This window comes from Pseudoduganella sp. GW821-FHT12E03 (genome assembly GCF_058807115.1).
In genome coordinates this window covers 628,254-644,763 of the sequence record NZ_JBXAQJ010000002.1, presented here as the reverse complement: position 1 = coordinate 644,763, position 16,510 = coordinate 628,254, and the positions used below count along the sequence as shown (strand labels likewise).

11 protein-coding genes and 2 riboswitches are annotated in these 16,510 nt (G+C 62.9%); of the genes, 5 read left to right on the top strand and 6 right to left on the bottom strand.

Features of this window, described 5'->3' with window-relative positions:
• Position 1: 1 nt before the first annotated feature.
• The 4 genes from galU to smc are packed head-to-tail and all read right to left on the bottom strand — an operon-like array spanning position 2 to position 7,902.
• Positions 2-898 carry a UTP--glucose-1-phosphate uridylyltransferase GalU gene (gene galU / locus AC1RRC_RS06570; protein WP_493054455.1) on the bottom strand — a complete coding sequence of 299 codons (897 nt, stop codon included), beginning with the start codon at positions 896-898 and terminating at the stop codon, positions 2-4.
• Positions 895-3,231 carry an NAD-dependent DNA ligase LigA gene (ligA, locus tag AC1RRC_RS06565; protein ID WP_493054454.1) on the bottom strand — a complete coding sequence of 779 codons (2,337 nt, stop codon included), beginning with the start codon at positions 3,229-3,231 and terminating at the stop codon, positions 895-897. Before ligA ends, galU begins: the two co-directional genes overlap by 4 nt.
• A 10-nt stretch (positions 3,232-3,241) precedes the next feature.
• Positions 3,242-4,363, bottom strand: a complete 1,122-nt coding sequence (locus tag AC1RRC_RS06560) for a cell division protein ZipA C-terminal FtsZ-binding domain-containing protein (RefSeq protein WP_493054453.1) — start codon at positions 4,361-4,363, stop codon at positions 3,242-3,244.
• Positions 4,364-4,374: 11 nt separating this feature from the next.
• Positions 4,375-7,902, bottom strand: a complete 3,528-nt coding sequence (gene smc / locus AC1RRC_RS06555; protein ID WP_493054452.1) for a chromosome segregation protein SMC — start codon at positions 7,900-7,902, stop codon at positions 4,375-4,377.
• 131 nt (positions 7,903-8,033) lie between these two features.
• Between smc and AC1RRC_RS06550 the strand changes: the two genes are divergently transcribed.
• Both AC1RRC_RS06550 and AC1RRC_RS06545 read left to right on the top strand, forming a co-directional pair.
• On the top strand, positions 8,034-8,516 hold the full coding sequence (locus AC1RRC_RS06550) for a low molecular weight protein-tyrosine-phosphatase (protein WP_493054451.1): 483 nt from the start codon (positions 8,034-8,036) through the stop codon (positions 8,514-8,516).
• A gap of 57 nt (positions 8,517-8,573) precedes the next feature.
• Positions 8,574-10,295 (top strand): S41 family peptidase, encoded by a 1,722-nt coding sequence (locus AC1RRC_RS06545; protein ID WP_493054450.1) that lies wholly within the window; start codon positions 8,574-8,576, stop codon positions 10,293-10,295.
• A gap of 215 nt (positions 10,296-10,510) precedes the next feature.
• Here AC1RRC_RS06545 and AC1RRC_RS06540 read toward each other — a convergent pair whose 3' ends face one another.
• The gene (locus AC1RRC_RS06540; protein ID WP_493054449.1) at positions 10,511-13,501 is read right to left on the bottom strand and encodes a DUF1631 family protein; all 2,991 of its coding nucleotides are present in this window, start codon (positions 13,499-13,501) and stop codon (positions 10,511-10,513) included.
• 134 nt (positions 13,502-13,635) lie between these two features.
• On the opposite strand from AC1RRC_RS06540, the gene AC1RRC_RS06535 reads away from it, so the two are divergent.
• Positions 13,636-13,857, top strand: coding sequence for a hypothetical protein (locus AC1RRC_RS06535; RefSeq protein WP_493054448.1), 222 nt, complete (start codon positions 13,636-13,638; stop codon positions 13,855-13,857).
• Between the two features lie 44 nt (positions 13,858-13,901).
• Here the strand turns inward: AC1RRC_RS06535 and AC1RRC_RS06530 are convergent, their stop codons facing one another.
• The gene (locus tag AC1RRC_RS06530; protein WP_493054447.1) at positions 13,902-14,459 is read right to left on the bottom strand and encodes an ATP-dependent Clp protease proteolytic subunit; all 558 of its coding nucleotides are present in this window, start codon (positions 14,457-14,459) and stop codon (positions 13,902-13,904) included.
• Positions 14,460-14,604: 145 nt separating this feature from the next.
• Positions 14,605-14,691: riboswitch (glycine riboswitch) on the top strand.
• Between the two features lie 18 nt (positions 14,692-14,709).
• A riboswitch (glycine riboswitch) is annotated at positions 14,710-14,814 on the top strand.
• Between the two features lie 49 nt (positions 14,815-14,863).
• Between AC1RRC_RS06530 and gcvT the strand changes: the two genes are divergently transcribed.
• The gene (gene gcvT, locus AC1RRC_RS06525) at positions 14,864-15,994 is read left to right on the top strand and encodes a glycine cleavage system aminomethyltransferase GcvT (RefSeq protein WP_493054446.1); all 1,131 of its coding nucleotides are present in this window, start codon (positions 14,864-14,866) and stop codon (positions 15,992-15,994) included.
• 47 nt (positions 15,995-16,041) lie between these two features.
• The gene (gene gcvH / locus AC1RRC_RS06520) at positions 16,042-16,425 is read left to right on the top strand and encodes a glycine cleavage system protein GcvH (RefSeq protein WP_493054445.1); all 384 of its coding nucleotides are present in this window, start codon (positions 16,042-16,044) and stop codon (positions 16,423-16,425) included.
• The last annotated feature ends 85 nt before the right edge of the window (positions 16,426-16,510 follow it).

Sequence of the window (16,510 nt, the reverse complement as noted above, 5' to 3'; positions counted from 1 at the left end):
GTCACTCCTCCGATTGCAATAATTGCCGCAGGCTGGCGCGGAAATCCGCGCCGATTTCCGGGTGTTTCAGGCCCATCGCCACGGTGGCTTTCAGGTAGCCCAGCTTGGAGCCGCAGTCATAGCGCACGCCGTCATAACGGAACGCCACCACGCGCTCGGTCTTCATCAGTGACGCGATGCCATCGGTCAGCTGGATTTCGCCACCGGCGCCTTTGCCCAGGTTTTCCAGGTGTTCGAAGATGCGGGCGGACAGCACATAGCGCCCCGCCACCGCCAGGGTCGACGGCGCCACTTCGGGCGCGGGCTTTTCCACGATGCCCGACACCAGTTCCATGCGCTCGCGGTAAGGCGTGGCGCTGACGATGCCATACTGGCGCGTGTCTTCGCGCGGCACATCCTGCACCGCGAGGATCGACGTCCGCTCATAGTTATAAGCGTCGACCATCTGCGCCAGCACCGGCTTGGCGCAGCCGTTGGTATCCATGAAGTCATCGGCCAGCAGCACGGCAAACGGTTCCTCGCCGACCACAGGACGCGCGCACAGCACAGCGTGGCCCAGGCCCAGCGCTTCCGACTGGCGTATATAAATGCAGTTGACGTGCGGCGGGACGGTATTGCGCACCTGTTCCAGCAAGGCGGACTTGGATGCCGCTTCCAGCTCGGCTTCCAGTTCATACGCCTTGTCGAAGTGGTCTTCGATCGCGCGCTTGTTACGGCCGGTAATGAAGATCAAGTCCGTGATGCCCGCCGCCACCGCTTCTTCCACCGCGTACTGGATCAGCGGCTTGTCGACGATCGGCAGCATTTCCTTGGGCTGGGCCTTGGTGGCCGGCAGGAAGCGGCTGCCCAATCCGGCAACCGGGAACACTGCCTTGCGGATTGTCCCCGGCGCCGTCATTGGCCCGCCTCCAGCAGCGCCAGCAAGCCCGCTTCGTCGAGGATGGTGACTTCCAGCTCCTCGGCCTTGGCCAGCTTGCTGCCGGCTTCCGCGCCCGCCACCAGATAACTGGTTTTTTTCGACACCGAGCCGCTGACTTTGCCGCCGGCCGCTTCAATCATGGCGCCGGCCTGGTCGCGCGACAAGGTCGGCAAGGTGCCCGTCAATACAAAGGTTTTGCCGGCCAGCTTGCCTTCCGGCGCGCTGGCCGCCTCCGGCAACTGCGCCAGCAATTCTTCGCGCAGCAGCGCCAGCGCCTTGATCTGGTCGCGGTGCGCGGCATCCTGCATCCATTCGTCCAGCGCGCCGGCCACCGTGGCCGGCAAGCCAAACACATTGAACACGCTCAGGTACCCCAGCGCATCGAGCGTCACGCCGGCTTCCACCAGCTGCTTGCAGCGCGGCTCCGTCATCTTCGGAATGCCCAGCGCCGCCATCAGCTTGATGGTGTCGAGTTTGTCGCGCAATTTGGCCGGCGGTACATGTTCGCCCTGCGGCGCCACGCCGGCAGCCAGCAGCGCATCGATGGCTTGCTGGTTTTTTTCTTCCGCAAAGAAGTCGGCGATGGCTTCGGCCACGGTGCCGCCAATATCGGGCAACACGCGCAGCAGCGCCACCGGCGCGCGGCGGATCAGGGCAAACGTGCCGAGCCACTCGGCCAAGGTCTTGCCGGTCGATTCGCCCACGTGGCGAATGCCCAGTGCGAACAGCAAGCGCTCCAGCGGCGGCTGCTTGCTGGCGGCAATCGCTTCCAGCAGGTTATCGGCCCACTTGGTGGCGACCTTGCCTTGCACCACCGTCTCAGGTGTAGTGCCATCGCGCTCATCGGCCAGCCGCTTCATCTTCAGCAAGTCGTCCAGGGTCAGCTTGTACAGATCCGCCACGCCGTGCACCAGGTTGCATTCCACCAGGTTGTCGATGTAACGGTCGCCCAGGCCTTCGATATCCATCATGCGGCGGCCGGCAAAGTGGCGGATCGCTTCCTTGCGCTGGGCCGAACAGAACAACCCGCCCGAACAGCGCGCAATGGCTTCGCCCTCTTCGCGCACCACATGCGAACCGCACACCGGGCAGGATTTCGGCAACACATAACGGGGCGGCTCCGGCTGCGGGCGCTTGTCCAGCACCACCGCCAGCACTTCCGGGATCACGTCGCCGGCGCGGCGCACGATCACCGTGTCGCCCACGCGCACGTCCTTGCGCTGCACTTCGCCTTCATTGTGCAGGGTCGCGTTGGTGACGTTGACGCCGCCGACGAATACCGGTTCCAGCCGCGCCACCGGCGTAATCGCCCCGGTGCGGCCGACCTGCACTTCGATATCCTGCACCACCGTGGTGGCTTCCTCGGCGGGGAATTTATGGGCAATCGCGAAGCGCGGCGCGCGCGACACGAAACCCAGCTGCTTCTGGTCCGCCAGCTTGTTGGCCTTATAGACCACGCCATCGATTTCATAAGGCAGGCCCGGACGGGCGGCGCCGATCGCGCGGTAATACTCCAGCAGCCCCTGCGCACCGCGCACCACGGTGCTTTCCTTTGCCACCGGCAAGCCCAGTTCCTTGTACCAGTCCAGCAAGGCCGAATGCGACGCCGGCATCTCGGCGCCTTCCAGGGCGCCGATGCCATAGGCGAAGAAGCGCAAGGTGCGCACGGCGGTGATGCGGGAATCCAGCTGGCGCAGCGAACCCGCCGCGGCATTGCGGGGATTGACGAACTCCTTTTGCCCCGCTTCGCGCTGGCGCGCGTTCAGCTTGGCGAAATCTTCCTTGAACATCAGCACTTCGCCGCGCACATCGAGCACCGCCGGCGGGTTGTCCGTGTTCAGGCGCAGTGGAATCACCTTGATGGTGCGGATGTTGGCGGTGACGTCTTCGCCGGTATAGCCATCGCCGCGCGTGGCGGCCTGCACAAACAAGCCGTTTTCATAGCGCAGGTTGATGGCCAGGCCGTCGTATTTGACTTCCGTCGCGTACTCAACCTGCATTACATCGAGGCCGTCGCGCACGCGGCGGTCGAAGTTGTCGACGTCTTCATCGGTAAAACCATTGTTCAGCGACAGCATCGGCACCGCGTGCGTCACTTGCGAGAATTGATCCGACGGCGGCGCGCCCACGCGCAAGGTCGGCGAATCCGACGCGCGCAACTCCGGGTGCGCCGCTTCGATTTGCTGCAATTCCACGAACAGCAAGTCGTATTCCGCATCGGGAATCGTCGGCGCATCGAGCACGTGGTAGGCGTGCAGGTGGCGGTTCAATTCCTGGATCAGCCAGGCGGCGCGTGTTTTCACATCAGTCATGCGCCAACTCTCAGCTAAACAAGCGCAGCGCGCGGGTGGAGCCGGCCGGGATATCGTTGCGGTCCATGTCCGCATAGAACTCCTGCACCTGGCCGGCAATTTCCGCCAGCGCCGGGTCAGCCAGCGGCTGCGAAAAATCATCGACTATCGACGCGTCCAGGCGGCCCGCCAGCGATTTCGCGCAAGCGATCATGGCGCCAAAGCCATCGCGCACCGGCGCCACGCACGGCACGTCCAGCAGCAAGGTCAGGCGCGAGGTGGTTTCCTCGGCCAGGGTCACGTTGGTCGACAGCGAGAACAGATACCCCCCCTCGCCGTCCGGCATCACATAGCGGCCGTCCGGGCGCACGTCGAAGCCCTGTTTTTCCAGTGCGGCGATCAAGGTATTGATGGCCCACGGCGCGCCGTTCGATTGCAGGTTCACGCCCAGCTGCGCGTCGTGGCCAGCGACGAAGCGGTGCAGGTTTTTCGCTTCCGCCATCACTTCCATCATGTCCGGCACTTCCGGCTCCGCGCCGATTTCATCGGCCACCGCGCGCAGGCGCGTCACCAGTTCCGAATATTCCAGTTCATTCAAGGCGGTGCTGCGGCTGGCCAGTTGCACGCCGCCCTGCAGCTTGGTGTAGACGCCGCCATGCTTGACCGGCTCCCAGTCGCCGCTGACGGCCAGGCCGATGTAATGCACCGGCTTGTTGCCGACCAGGCGCAGCTTTTGCAGCACCGGCAACAGCTTGTCGCCGCGCGCCGGGGCTTCCAGCGCCAGCGGCAACAGGCAATCGATCAGCGGGTCGACCAGCGCGGTGGCCAGTTCCTCCGGCGGCGTCGACGCATCGGCCGTGCGCACGACAAGGGTGTCCGGCTCGCCGCCATCGCCATAGGCGCCGCCCGACGCGGCGGCGGCTGCGGCACCGCCTTCGCCATCGCCTTCGCCATCGAGCGAGAAGCTCGGTTCATGGCGTGCCCCGCCGGGCATGCCGGCCGCGCCGGTGTCGGGCGCATCGGTGCGCATCAGCACATCTTCATGCTCCGATGCGAAGACGCGCTCCACGCTTTTCTTGGCCTTGTATTCCTGCCATTTGTTATAGCCGAAAACGCCGGCGACAAAGACGCCGCTGGCTGCGATCAAACTCATTTGAAGATCTGTCATGCTGCTTGTGCCTCGGAAGCAAAGTTTGCGGCGGATTCCATATCCACTGCCACGATACGCGATACGCCCTGCTCTTGCATCGTCACACCGATCAGTTGATTGGCCATCTCCATCGCAATCTTGTTGTGCGAAATAAATAGGAATTGGGTATGTTCGGACATCCGTTTCACCATGCGGCAGAAACGTTCCGTATTGGCGTCGTCCAGCGGCGCATCGACTTCGTCGAGCAGGCAGAACGGCGCGGGATTCAGGCGGAACATGGAAAACACCAGCGCCGTCGCCGTCAGCGCCTTTTCACCACCGGACAGCAAGTGGATGGTGGCATTCTTCTTGCCCGGCGGCTGCGCCATCACTTGCACGCCGGAGTCCAGGATTTCATCGCCGGTCATGATCAGTTTCGCCTGGCCGCCGCCGAATAAAATCGGGAACAGCTCGGAGAAATGGCCATTGACCCGGTCAAACGTATCTTGCAGCAAATCGCGCGTTTCGCGGTCAATGCGGTGGATCGCATCTTGCAGCGTATTGATGGCTTCCGTTAAATCATTGAATTGCGCATCGAGGAAACGCTTGCGCTCCGTCGCTTGCGCCAGTTCATCGAGCGCGGCCAGGTTGACGGCGCCCAGCAGCGCAATCGCATTGTTCAGGCGCGTGACTTCGGCCTGCAAATATTGCGCCTTCATGTCCGGCTGCAGCTTGCCAGCCAGCGCCTGTTCATCGGCGCCGGCTTCCAGCAATTGCTGCGCAAACTGTTCCTGGTTCAGCCGCGCCGCCTGTTCCTTCAACTGCATTTCCGTGATCTTGTCACGCTGCGGCTGCAAGCTGCGCTCATTGCTCATGCGCGCTTCTTCAAAGCTGCGCAATTGCTGCGCGACCTGTTCCAGTTCATGGCGCGCATCGGCCAGCGCGCGCTCTTGCTGCGTGCGGCGGTCGAGCAAATCCTGCAAGCCTTCGTGGGCCGTGCCAGCTTCCAGGCCCTCCAGCTCGCGCTGCCCCTGCTGCAGGCTGTCCGCCACTTGCTGCGCCTGCGCCCTGGCGGTATCGATGGTGCGGCGCAATTCCGCGATGCGGCTGCGCTGCGACTTTTCAGCGAATTCCGCGTCCCTAGAGCGAAGCTCAAGGTCGCGCTGCGCATTGCGCGCATCAGCCAGCTTTTGTTCCTTGTCCATCAGCGCAGTCTGGCCATCTTCATGGGTTCCCTGCAAGTCGGCCAGTTCCATGTCGAGCTGTTCGAACTTTTCTTCGGACTCCATGCGCGCCTGCATCTGCTCTTCTTCCTGCGCGGCGATTTCCGCCAGGTCGGCGCCGATCTGCGTGCTGCGCTGCTGGAAGCGGGATTCGATTTCCGACAGTTTGACGACGTCCAGCTGCAGCGCGTGCACCGACTGCGTCAGGCTTTGCGACTTCTGGCGCAGTTCCGCCACCACCCGCGCATGGTTCGTCACGGCGGCGTCGGCGCGCACCGCGCGCACCCGCGCTTCTTCCGCCAGCATCGATTGCGCGCGCAATTGCTTGACGATGTTGTCGATTTCCTGCTGGCGCGCCAGCATGCCATCCTGTTCCGCATCGGCCGCATAAAAACGCACGGACGACGGCGTGATCACGTGGCCCTGGCGCGTCACGTAATAGCCGCCGGCCGGCAGCGTATTGCGGTTGATGAACGCGTCGGCCGCATCGTCCGCCACAAAGACATTGTGCAGCCAGTCTTGCAGCACGCCGCGCAAGCCCGGGTCGTTGAGTTTCAGCAGGTTCAGGAACGGTTTCAAGCCCGGACGCTCCAGCATGGCCGGCGGCGCGCTGGTGACGGGGGCGAACAGCGCCAGCTTGGCCGGCGGCGCGTCACTGAAGAAATGTTTGGCCCAGTCGATGTTCGACACTTGCAGCGCCGAGGTGCGCTCGCGCAGGATCGCTTCCATCGCGGTTTCCCAGCCCTGCTCGATCTGCAGCTTTTGCCACAGGCGCGGCAGCGCATCGAGTTCATGCTTTTGCAGCCACGGCGTGACCTTGCCCTGCGTTTGCACCCGCTCCTGCAATTGTTTCAACGCATTGAGGCGCGCTTCCAGCTGGGCATTGGCCGCGGTTTCCGCATTGACCTGCAATTGCGCGTCCTGCCGTTCGGCTTCCAGCACCGGCTGCTTTTCGTTGGCGTCGTCCAGCAGCATGCCGGCTTCTTCCAGCGTTTGCTGTTTTTCTTCCAGCTGCAGTTTTAAGTTGTCCAGGTGCGCGGAATCCGGCAAGGCGAGACCGTTTTTTTCCAGTTGCAGGCGCTCCTTGCGCACCGCCAGCCCGTTCAGGATATTGGTGGCGTTGCGCTGGTGCGCCGATTCCAGTTCCAGTTGCTGCTGCATCTGCATGATGCGGCCGCGCGATTCCGTGCTGCGCTGCTGCGCGTCGCGCCAGCTTTGCTCCAGCAACGGCAGGCTTTCCGCCGCCTGCTCGGACATCAAGCGGGCTTGCTCGACTTTCATCGCCAGCTCTTCCAGCGAAAAGTCGGCCTGCTCCAGCTGTTCCATGTTGTCCTGCGCCTGCTGCTGCCACTGGTCGCGCTGCGCGGCCAGGGTCGCCAGCTGGTTTTGCAAGCGCGTGCGTGATTCCACCACGAACTTGATCTGCGCTTCCAGGCTGCCGATTTCCGAATTGGTCTGGTACAGCAAGCCCTGCGCCGAATGCAGGCGGTCGCCGGCGGCAAAGTGCGCCTGGCGCATTTGTTCCAGGGTCAGTTCCACGTTGCGCAGCTTGGCGGTCTGTTCTTCCAGGTCGGTTTGCGCCTGTTCCATCTCGCGGAACCAGCGCTGCTGCTCGGCCTGCGCTTCATTCCTGCGCAGCAGCCACAGCAGCTTTTGCTTTTCATCCTGGTCCGACTGCAACTGGTGGAAGCGCATGGCGACTTCCGCCTGGGCTTCCAGGCGTTCCAGGTTGCTGTTCAATTCGCGCAGGATATCTTCCACGCGCAACAGGTTTTCACGGGTATCGTGCAGGCGGTTTTCCGTTTCGCGGCGGCGTTCCTTGTATTTCGAGACGCCGGCCGCTTCTTCCAGGAACACGCGCAATTCTTCGGGACGCGATTCGATTATGCGGGCAATCATGCCCTGACCGATAATCGCGTAAGCGCGCGGCCCCAGGCCGGTGCCGAGGAAAATATCCTGGATGTCACGCCGGCGCACCGGCTGGCCATTGATGTAATAGGTCGACGTGCCGTCGCGCGTCAGGGTGCGTTTGACGGCGATTTCCGCATACTGGCCCCACTGGCCGGACGCCTTGCCTTCATGGTTGTCGAACACCAGTTCGACCGAGGCGCGGCCGGACGGCTTGCGGTGCGTGGACCCGTTGAAAATCACGTCCTGCATTGATTCGCCGCGCAATTCCGATGCTTTTGATTCGCCCAGCACCCATCGCACGGCATCGATAATATTCGATTTGCCGCAACCGTTAGGACCTACTACGCCAACCAATTGACCCGGCACCTGGAAATTGGTGGGATCAACGAAAGACTTAAATCCCGACAATTTTATCGATGATAAACGCACGTTTTTAAAAAGCCGGATTCGGAATGCCGTGATGAAAAGTGGCCTATCATACCATTTTGGTTGTCAATACTGGCCAAAAACACGCCACAGCACCCTGTCAAATCCTTCTAAAACCAATTAAAAACAGCATCATGGTCAAGACTTCCATCCTGTTCGTTTGCATGGGCAATATTTGCCGCTCCCCCACCGCCGAAGGCGTGTTCCGCCACCGCGCGCAACAGGCCGGCCTGAACCTGGACATCGATTCCGCCGGCACCCATGCCTACCACGTCGGCAGCAAACCGGACCAGCGCTCGATGCTGCACGCGCTGCAAAGGGGCTATGACTTGTCGGCCCAGCGCGCGCGCCAGGTGTCCACCGTGGATTTCGAAGTGTTCGACCATATCCTGGCGATGGACCACGACAATCTCACCATCCTGAAAGCGCGCTGCCCGGCCCAGTACCAGCACAAGCTGGGCCTGTTCATGCAATACGCCGCCCAATCGCGCTCCGACATCGTGCCCGACCCGTATTACGGCGGCGCGCAAGGCTTCGATACGGTGCTCGATTATGTGGAAGACGCCGCCGACGGACTGATATCAATGTTGCAAAATTGCGATTGTGACAAAGTGTGAGATTGTGTGCGCATCGAACCTGTAGACTGGCAGGCTTTTCGCCCCGAGGGACTACCGATGCAACGCCGCCTGATTTCCACCCTGCTGTTATCCGCCTGCACCGCCTTCGCCAGTGCCGCCGCGCCCCCCCAGGCGGGCAAGGATTACCAGCAAATCCAGACCCTGCGCGCGGACGCCGAGCGCGCCCTGAAGCAGGACACCACGTCCAAGGGACAGGAACAGGCCGCGGCCCTGCTGGAAAAAGCGCTGGCCATGCTGGCCGAACCGGAAATGCATGCGCGCGGCACCGGCAGCACGTTCCTGTATTTCCGGGGCTTCGACGTGCGGCGCGAGCTGGCCGCGATCTATGCCAAACAAGGCAAAAAAGACCAGGCGCTGACCTTGCTGGAAGACATGGCGCAGTTTGGCCAGGCCGCGCCGTTCGCCGACATGGTGGCCAATGACGCGGCGCTGGCGGTACTGAAGGATGAGCCGCGCTTCCAGGCCATCCTGGGCGCCAACCGGGCCGCATCGCGCCTGTGGAAAAGCCCGGCCACGCCGTACAAGCCGGTGCTGACCAATGAGGAAAAGGTTGCCGGGCTGTCGCTGTTCTGGTCGGAAGCGCGCCATGGCTTCGCGTTCTTCGACAATGTGCCGGAGCTGGACTGGAACAAGACGTATATGGACTACCTGGGCAAGGTGCTGGCCGCGCCGACCACGGAAGCCTATTACAAGGTCATGATGGAAGTGGCGCCCCTGCTGCGCGATGGCCACACCAATATTTATCCGCCCGATGCGCTGCACGACAAACTGTATGCCCGCCCGCCGCTGCTGACCACGCTGGTGGAAGGCAAGGTATTGGTGACACAGGTGCGCAGCCCGTCGCTGGCGGGCCGCATCAAGGTGGGCGACGAAATCGTGACGATCGGCGGCCAGCCCGTGAAAACCTATGCGGAGGCGAACGTACTGCGCTATGTCAGCGCCTCCACGCCGCAAGACCGCGACGTGCGCACCTACGGCTACCAGTTGCTGTCGGGGGACGCGAGAAAACCGGTGCAATTGCGCCTGCGCGGCGCCGATGGCAAGGAGCGCAACGAAACCGTGGCGCGTTCCGGGTACAGCGACGTGCAAACGCAGGCGCCGGCGGAATTGCGCCTGTTGCCGGGAAATATCGCTTACCTGCGCGTGGATACATTTGAAAATGACAGCGGCGTCAAGGCGCTGGAAGCCGCGCTGCCGCAAGTGCTGCAAGCCAGTGGCCTGGTGATTGATGTGCGCAACAATGGCGGCGGCGATGGCGACAATGGTTTCAATATCCTCAGCTACCTGGACAATAAACCGTTCGCCACGGCGCCGTCGTATGTGCGCGACGACACCGCACTGGAGCGCACCGGCGGTATCGGCCTGATCAAATGGCGCCCGGTGGAAGGCAGCAACCAGTTCCAGCGCCCGCGCGACCGTGTGTATACCGGCCCGGTGGCGGTGCTGATCGGTGCGCGCAGCTTTTCCGCCGCGGAAGATTTTGCCGTGTCCTATGAGGCTATGCAGCGCGGCCCGCTGATCGGCACCCCCACCGCCGGCAGCACCGGCCAGCAGTTGTACATGGATTTACCGGGCGGCGGCCGCGCCCGCATTTGCGTCAAACGCGACGTGCGGCCGGACGGGCGAACGTTTGTCGGCAAGGGCGTGCAGCCGGTGATCGTGGTCGAGCCGACCGTGGCGGATTTGCGCGCGGGGCGCGACGCGGCGCTGGAACGCGCCATCGAGGTGCTGGGCGCCAAACAGGTCGCGCAGCAATAAGCGACTTTCGTTGGCTCGGCGCCGCACGAACACCAGCGAGGTTGTGAATAAATCGGTCTGCCGGACATCGTAGGGCGGTAAGCCCCAGGCTTGCCGCCATTGCGTGCTGACAGGTGCTGCATGCGCTAGCGATGGCGCACACATGGCGGCTTCCGCCAATGCGGAAACCGCCCTACGAGGTTGCCGCTCCCGACCTGTTCACGACCTCGTTCGGTTCACGCGGCGGCGCCCGGCGCCGCCATGTCCTCGTCGTTGACGGCGACCTGCCCCATCGCCTGCGACAGCGCCCGGCCCACCAGCCCCTCGGTGCGGAACACGCGCACCTGGCCGTCGCGGAATTTCTGCGCCATCGCTTCGCCCGACAACGAAAACGCTTCCTGCCGGGAGTGCGTTGAAAAGATATACAGGGTTTTCCGGGGGCTGATCCAGGCCAGTTTCACCTTGCGCTGGCTGCCATCGTCCTGGTCGAACTCCAGCCAGTCGCCACGGGCCAGGCTGTCCACTTCGACCACGGCGTCATCATCCTGCGGCGGCGGCGCTGCCGCCGCCTGCGCGCGCGCAGCGGCTTGCGCCGCCAGTTCCTGGCGCCGTTCCGCCGCTTTTTGCGCCGCTTCCATCGCCAGTTCCACCTGGCGGTCCGGCGACACTTCCAGTGGCGCACGCACGATCGAAGCGTGGCATTCGGCCAGTTCGGCAAAGAATTGCAGGCGCTCGGCGTCCTGCCACTTGATGATGTCGAGCCACTTGTTCAGCGTCGACAACAGTTTTGGCAACTTTCCGATCAATTGCTTGCGTTCGTCCGGCGTAATCTTCGGTTTGACACTCCAGATCAAGTCGTCCATGGTTTGCGTCGCGTGTTTCACGGCGCCCGGCTTTTCCTCTTCCACGCTGTACGCCAGTGTCAGGACATTGATCCAGCGGTTTTCCAGGAACGCTTCCACCACCGCCACCACTTCGCCGGTACCGATGCGCAGCGCCACGGCATTTTTTGCCGACCTGGCCGCTTCCGCCATTTTTTCCTGTTTCAGCGCCGCCGCGATCGGCGCCGCCATGGCGGTGGCCTCGGCCGTTTCATCGGCCTTCAGCGACGCTTCCAGTTCGTTGACCGCTTCCGTAAATACGCTCAACTCATGGTCATGGTCGCGGCCGACACGCTCCACGCTGCGCTGCATGGCCTGGAACAAGGGATCGTCCGGACTCTTGCGCTGCTCCCAACCCATGCGCGACAGCAAGTCGATCAGGCGCCGCGCCGGGTGGCCATCCTGGAAGAAGAAATCCTTGTCAACCAATGCGGCCTTTAACACCGGGATTTGCAGGAAGCGCATCAGGTCGCGGATTTCCTGCGATATATTTTGATCACGGAACACGGTGTCAAACACCGCCGACAGCAAGTCGATGGTGCTTTCGTCGGCGCGGCTCAAAGCGCCTTGCGGCGCCTGCTGCTTGATGCTGGGCAGGTAAAACACATTGGGCGCGGCGCCCAATCCCGCCAATCCGGCCATGCCGGTCATTCCCGCGGCACCCGCGGCAGCGCCATCCGTGGCCGGCACGGCGCCGGGCAGTCCGCCCTGCGCATTGAGCAAGGCCAGCAAGCCGGAGCCGCCGGCGGGAAGCCCAGCAGGGCCGGCCATCCCGCCAGGCATGCCGCCGCCCATGCCCCCCGCCATCATGGCGGATGCCGGCACATACCCCACGGCCATTCCGGCAGCCGCGGGCGCACCCATCCCAGCCGGCGCCACGCCGGCTGCCGCCAGATCCATCCCGCCCTGCCCCGCCATCCCGACGCCGGGGACAGCAAAAAACGCCCCCGCCGGCAACCAGCCCGTGCCTGCGCCCTGCGGCACAGCCGGCGCCATACCTGTCGCCATACCTGTCGCAATACCTGTCGCGCCACCCGCCGCCACGCCGGCATCCACTCCAGCAACTCCTGCAGCGCCGGCCGCGCCAGTCGCCACCATTGCGCCGCCGAACTGCGCCGCCACACCCGGCGGCAACGCGAATCCGCCCGGCATATACGCGCGCGCCCCGCCGGCGGGCATGCCGCCGCCATTCACCAGGACTGGCGCCATCGCGCCCGCGAACGGGCCTGGCATCGCGCCGGGAATTCCACCGTGCACGCTGACCGGAACCGCACCTGGCATTCCCCCGGAAATGGCGCCCGGCGCAGTGCCCGGAATTCCCCCCTGCATGCCCGAGGCTACCGTGCCCGCCATGCCAGCCGTCGCCAAACCACCCTGCTGCACCTGCGACAGGAAGTTAAACAGCGGCTGCTTGGCCGCCGCCTGCGCCGCCTGCTGCGCCGCCGGGTTGTTGCCATCGCCCTGGAAGTTTTGCGCCGGCCCTTGCGCCCACGATCCCGCCTTCAGGTTGGCGATATCCGGCAAATCCGGGATCAGCAACGCCGGATCGGCGCCCGGTTCCTGTGCCCCACCAAAGAACTGGCGCAATTGCTGGGCCAGCTCCGCCTGCTGCTTGCGCTGACGCGCCGGACTGGCGCTGCTGGCGTCATGCGAATCGGCCTTGCGGGTCTTATAACTGTCCACCGAACCAGGCTGGGCCGCCTTGCGCTGCAAGGTGTCGTTCAATTCTTCGAGCATGGGCGACAACTGCAGGAACAAGTCCGGTTTCAGCAGCGCCAGCAACAACTCTTCCGCCTCTTCATCGGGATTGAACGCCAGCCATGCCTGCTGCATTGCCCCCAGCATCACTTCCGGACGGAACGGGTTCTGGTTGATGCGTAAAATGTCACGGTCCAGCAAGAACGCCAGCCGCACATTCAGGGTGGCCAGTGCATCGGCATACTGCACTTCGAACGCTTTAGCCACCGCGCCCATCGCCACCTTGGTATCCATTTCTTCCATGGACACCAGCGACAGCGATTGCGCAACCTGCTTCGGCCTGGCCTTCTGGCCCGGCGCCAGTTCCGCGATTTCGTGGCGTAGCGCTTTTTCCAGTTCTTTCTTGACCAGGCTGAGATAGCCGTAATGGCCGCTGCGCAGCAGGTTGCCGGCGCGCAAGCGCGCCTGCAACACGCGTATGTCGGCCTCGAGATCGCCATCGATCAAAGCCGACGCGACGCGCGTCGTAAAGTCCAGGAATTGTTCGCTGACGTGCCGGTGGACGATGTCGATCAGGTTTTCCAGCAACGCATGCCGCGGCGTCACCGCTTTCTTGGGCACGGCAGGATTTGTCTGATCTGATTGCATGGTCTAACCTGATTTGGTGGGAACGGCGGATTGCCACACCCATATTCTTGCACACTATTGCCACAAGGCAATAGCTACAAGTCAATAATCGGTAGTTTTTTTGCCGGACTGTCTCAACCTGAAGGGATTAAATCATGCAACCCAAGGTAAAAACCAGACAAGATTATCAGGGCAGCCAGGAGACGCCGCAGCAAGGTGGCGGCATCAGCCGGCAGTCAGGAACTAAAGGATCGGTATCGGTTTCGCCGCAGGATCACCAGGGCGCCCGGCGCGAAGATGTGCGGGCCGAGGAAAGCCGCCGCGCCAACCGGATCAGCGCCCGCAGTACGCACCGCAACGGGGCCAGGGGGCGCTGACCGGAAAGTTAACCGGAAAGACATGGGCGGCCCGGCCGCCCGGTTCAGATATTCGTCACGCGGCGCCCTTTGGGCGGCGCAAAATCCATGACTTTATTCACCATCTTGACTTCGGCAGCCTGCCTGGCCGTCAAGTGCAAGTCCGAATAATTATGGATTTGCCATTGCTCGTCCAACAATTCCACGTGATTCCGGAGGATTTCCTCGGTCCGCGCATCGTCGGCCTGCAAGCCCTCGACGATAATGCGCAGCGCTTCCGGCCTGGCGCCGGACGGCGCGCTGGCGTGCGACTTATGCACCATGAAACGCGCGGTGCTGCTGGCATAGCGCTTTTGCCCCGCCAAAAACACGATCACGGCAATCGAAGCGACCGCGCCCGCGTTATAGAAATGAAAACGGATCGGCAGCTTGCTCAGGTAGTTGTACAGGCAGATACCGTCGCTGACATAGCCGCCATTCGATTGCAGCAACACGTGCGCGTCGGTCACCATGTCTTCCGTCATATCGGCGACCGCATCGAACATGCGGTGCACCATATCGCTGTTGACGTCGCCGGACAGCGTGAACCACGCGTGCCCGTCAAATTTTTCATGCTGGTCCATGGTTGGCCTCGTTGTTTTAATTACGACAATTTTAGCAAAGGAGCGGCCCCCTCCCGCGCACTGAATTCATTCGTGCGCATGAGTAATCGGCGGCCCCGCCAGGGCCTGCAAGATTGACATGAGTGACCATCTGGCATATAGTCGACAGTCTTGATCGGGAGAGCGCAGCAGCCCGCTGCCGCCGAAGGGGCACTACCCAAAAACTCTCAGGCAAAAGGACCGGTCAGGGGCCAGCGGCGCACGGCGCAGCCGGTTAAACTCTGGAGAGCGGCCGTTCGTTCTGAAACGGCCCACCGAAGGGGCGTGCAAACCATCCGTTTGCTATCTCTCAGGTACCAAGGACAGAGGGGTTCGAAGTACGGCATTGCCGTGCCTTATAACTCCTTTTGATCATTGGACCAAACATGACCTTGAAGTCGACTCCCCTCAATAACGCCCACCGCGCACTTGGCGCCCGCATGGTCGATTTCGGCGGCTGGGACATGCCCGTCAACTACGGCTCGCAAATCGAAGAACACCACGCGGTGCGCACCGACGTCGGCATGTTCGACGTGGCCCACATGTGCGTGGTCGACATCAAGGGCGCCAATGTGCGCGGCTTCCTGCGCGGCCTGCTGGCCAACAACGTCGACAAGCTGCAGGTATCGGGCAAGGCCCTGTACTCGTGCATGCTCAATCCTGAAGGCACCGTGATCGACGACTTGATCGTCTACTTCATCAACGAAGAATGGTTCCGCCTCGTGGTCAACGCCGGCACCGCCGCCAAGGACGTGGCCTGGATGCAAGCGCACAACGACCAGACCGGCGCCGGCCTGACGATCACCCAGCGCCGCGATGGCGACACGGCTGAAGGCGCACCGATGGCCTTGATCGCCGTGCAGGGCCCGAACGCCCGCGCCAAGGTATGGGAAGTGATTCCCGGCTCGCAAGCCGCCACGGGCGAAATGAAGCCATTCAACGTCGCCTTCGTGCAAGACACGCCGTTCGGCGAGGCGATGGTGGCACGCACCGGCTACACCGGCGAAGACGGCTTTGAAATCGGCGTCGCGGCAAGCAAAGCCGAAGCGCTGTGGAACGCCCTGGTGGCCGCGGGCGTGAAGCCGGCAGGCCTGGGCGCGCGCGACACGCTGCGCCTGGAAGCCGGCATGAACCTGTACGGCCAGGATATGGACGAATCCGTGAACCCGCTGGACGCAGGCCTGGCCTGGACCATCGACCTGGTGTCCGAGCGCGACTTCGTCGGCAAGGCCGCCCTGCAAGCCAAAGGCCAGAACGCCCAATTCGTCGGCCTGATCCTGCGTGAAAAAGGCGGCGTGCTGCGCGCGCACCAGAAAATCGTCGCCGCCAATGGCGACACCGGCGAAATCACGTCCGGCACGTTCTCCCCAACCATGCAGCAAGCGATCGCCCTGGCGCGCGTGCCGATGGGCGTGAATGTCGGCGACACCGTGCACGTGGAAATCCGCGACAAGAAGCTGGCCGCCACGGTAGTCAAGCTGCCTTTCGTCCGTAACGGTAAAATCCTCGCTGCCTGACACGGGTCAGCACCTCAAACACGAACAACAACCCTATTGGAGCCAATATGAGCAACATTCCTGCAGACCTGAAGTACACCGCATCCCACGAGTGGGTACGTGCTGAAGCGGACGGCACCCTGACCGTCGGCATCACCGAATTCGCGCAGGACGCGCTGGGCGACATCGTGTTCGTCGAACTGCCGAAAGTCGGCAACACCTACACCGCCGGCGACGACGCCGCCGTGGTGGAATCCGTGAAAGCCGCTTCCGACATCTACGCACCAGTGTCCGGCGAAGTCATCGCCGTCAACGACGCGGTAGTGGATTCGCCTGAATCGATCAACGCGGACGCCTACGCCAACTGGCTGTTCAAGATCAAGCCATCCGACGCCGCCGCCATCGACGGCTTGCTGGACGCTGCCGCTTACGGCAAGACCACCGAAGGTTAATACCATGGCGCCCGCCTGACCGCGGGCGCCATTTTTTTGCGGTCCCCGTTCAGCAGGCTTTACAAAGCCGCCGAAACGCCTCGAA

Excerpts from the sequence above, each read along its gene's own strand:
- gcvH (WP_493054445.1), top strand. The coding sequence starts at position 16,042 with ATGAGCAACATTCCTGCAGACCTGAAGTACACCGCATCCCACGAGTGG.
- AC1RRC_RS06530 (WP_493054447.1), bottom strand. The coding sequence starts at position 14,459 with ATGGACCAGCATGAAAAATTTGACGGGCACGCGTGGTTCACGCTGTCC.
- AC1RRC_RS06545 (WP_493054450.1), top strand. The coding sequence starts at position 8,574 with ATGCAACGCCGCCTGATTTCCACCCTGCTGTTATCCGCCTGCACCGCC.
- galU (WP_493054455.1), bottom strand. The coding sequence starts at position 898 with ATGACGGCGCCGGGGACAATCCGCAAGGCAGTGTTCCCGGTTGCCGGA.
- AC1RRC_RS06535 (WP_493054448.1), top strand. The coding sequence starts at position 13,636 with ATGCAACCCAAGGTAAAAACCAGACAAGATTATCAGGGCAGCCAGGAG.
- ligA (WP_493054454.1), bottom strand. The coding sequence starts at position 3,231 with ATGACTGATGTGAAAACACGCGCCGCCTGGCTGATCCAGGAATTGAAC.
- AC1RRC_RS06560 (WP_493054453.1), bottom strand. The coding sequence starts at position 4,363 with ATGAGTTTGATCGCAGCCAGCGGCGTCTTTGTCGCCGGCGTTTTCGGC.
- AC1RRC_RS06540 (WP_493054449.1), bottom strand. The coding sequence starts at position 13,501 with ATGCAATCAGATCAGACAAATCCTGCCGTGCCCAAGAAAGCGGTGACG.
- AC1RRC_RS06550 (WP_493054451.1), top strand. The coding sequence starts at position 8,034 with ATGGTCAAGACTTCCATCCTGTTCGTTTGCATGGGCAATATTTGCCGC.
- gcvT (WP_493054446.1), top strand. The coding sequence starts at position 14,864 with ATGACCTTGAAGTCGACTCCCCTCAATAACGCCCACCGCGCACTTGGC.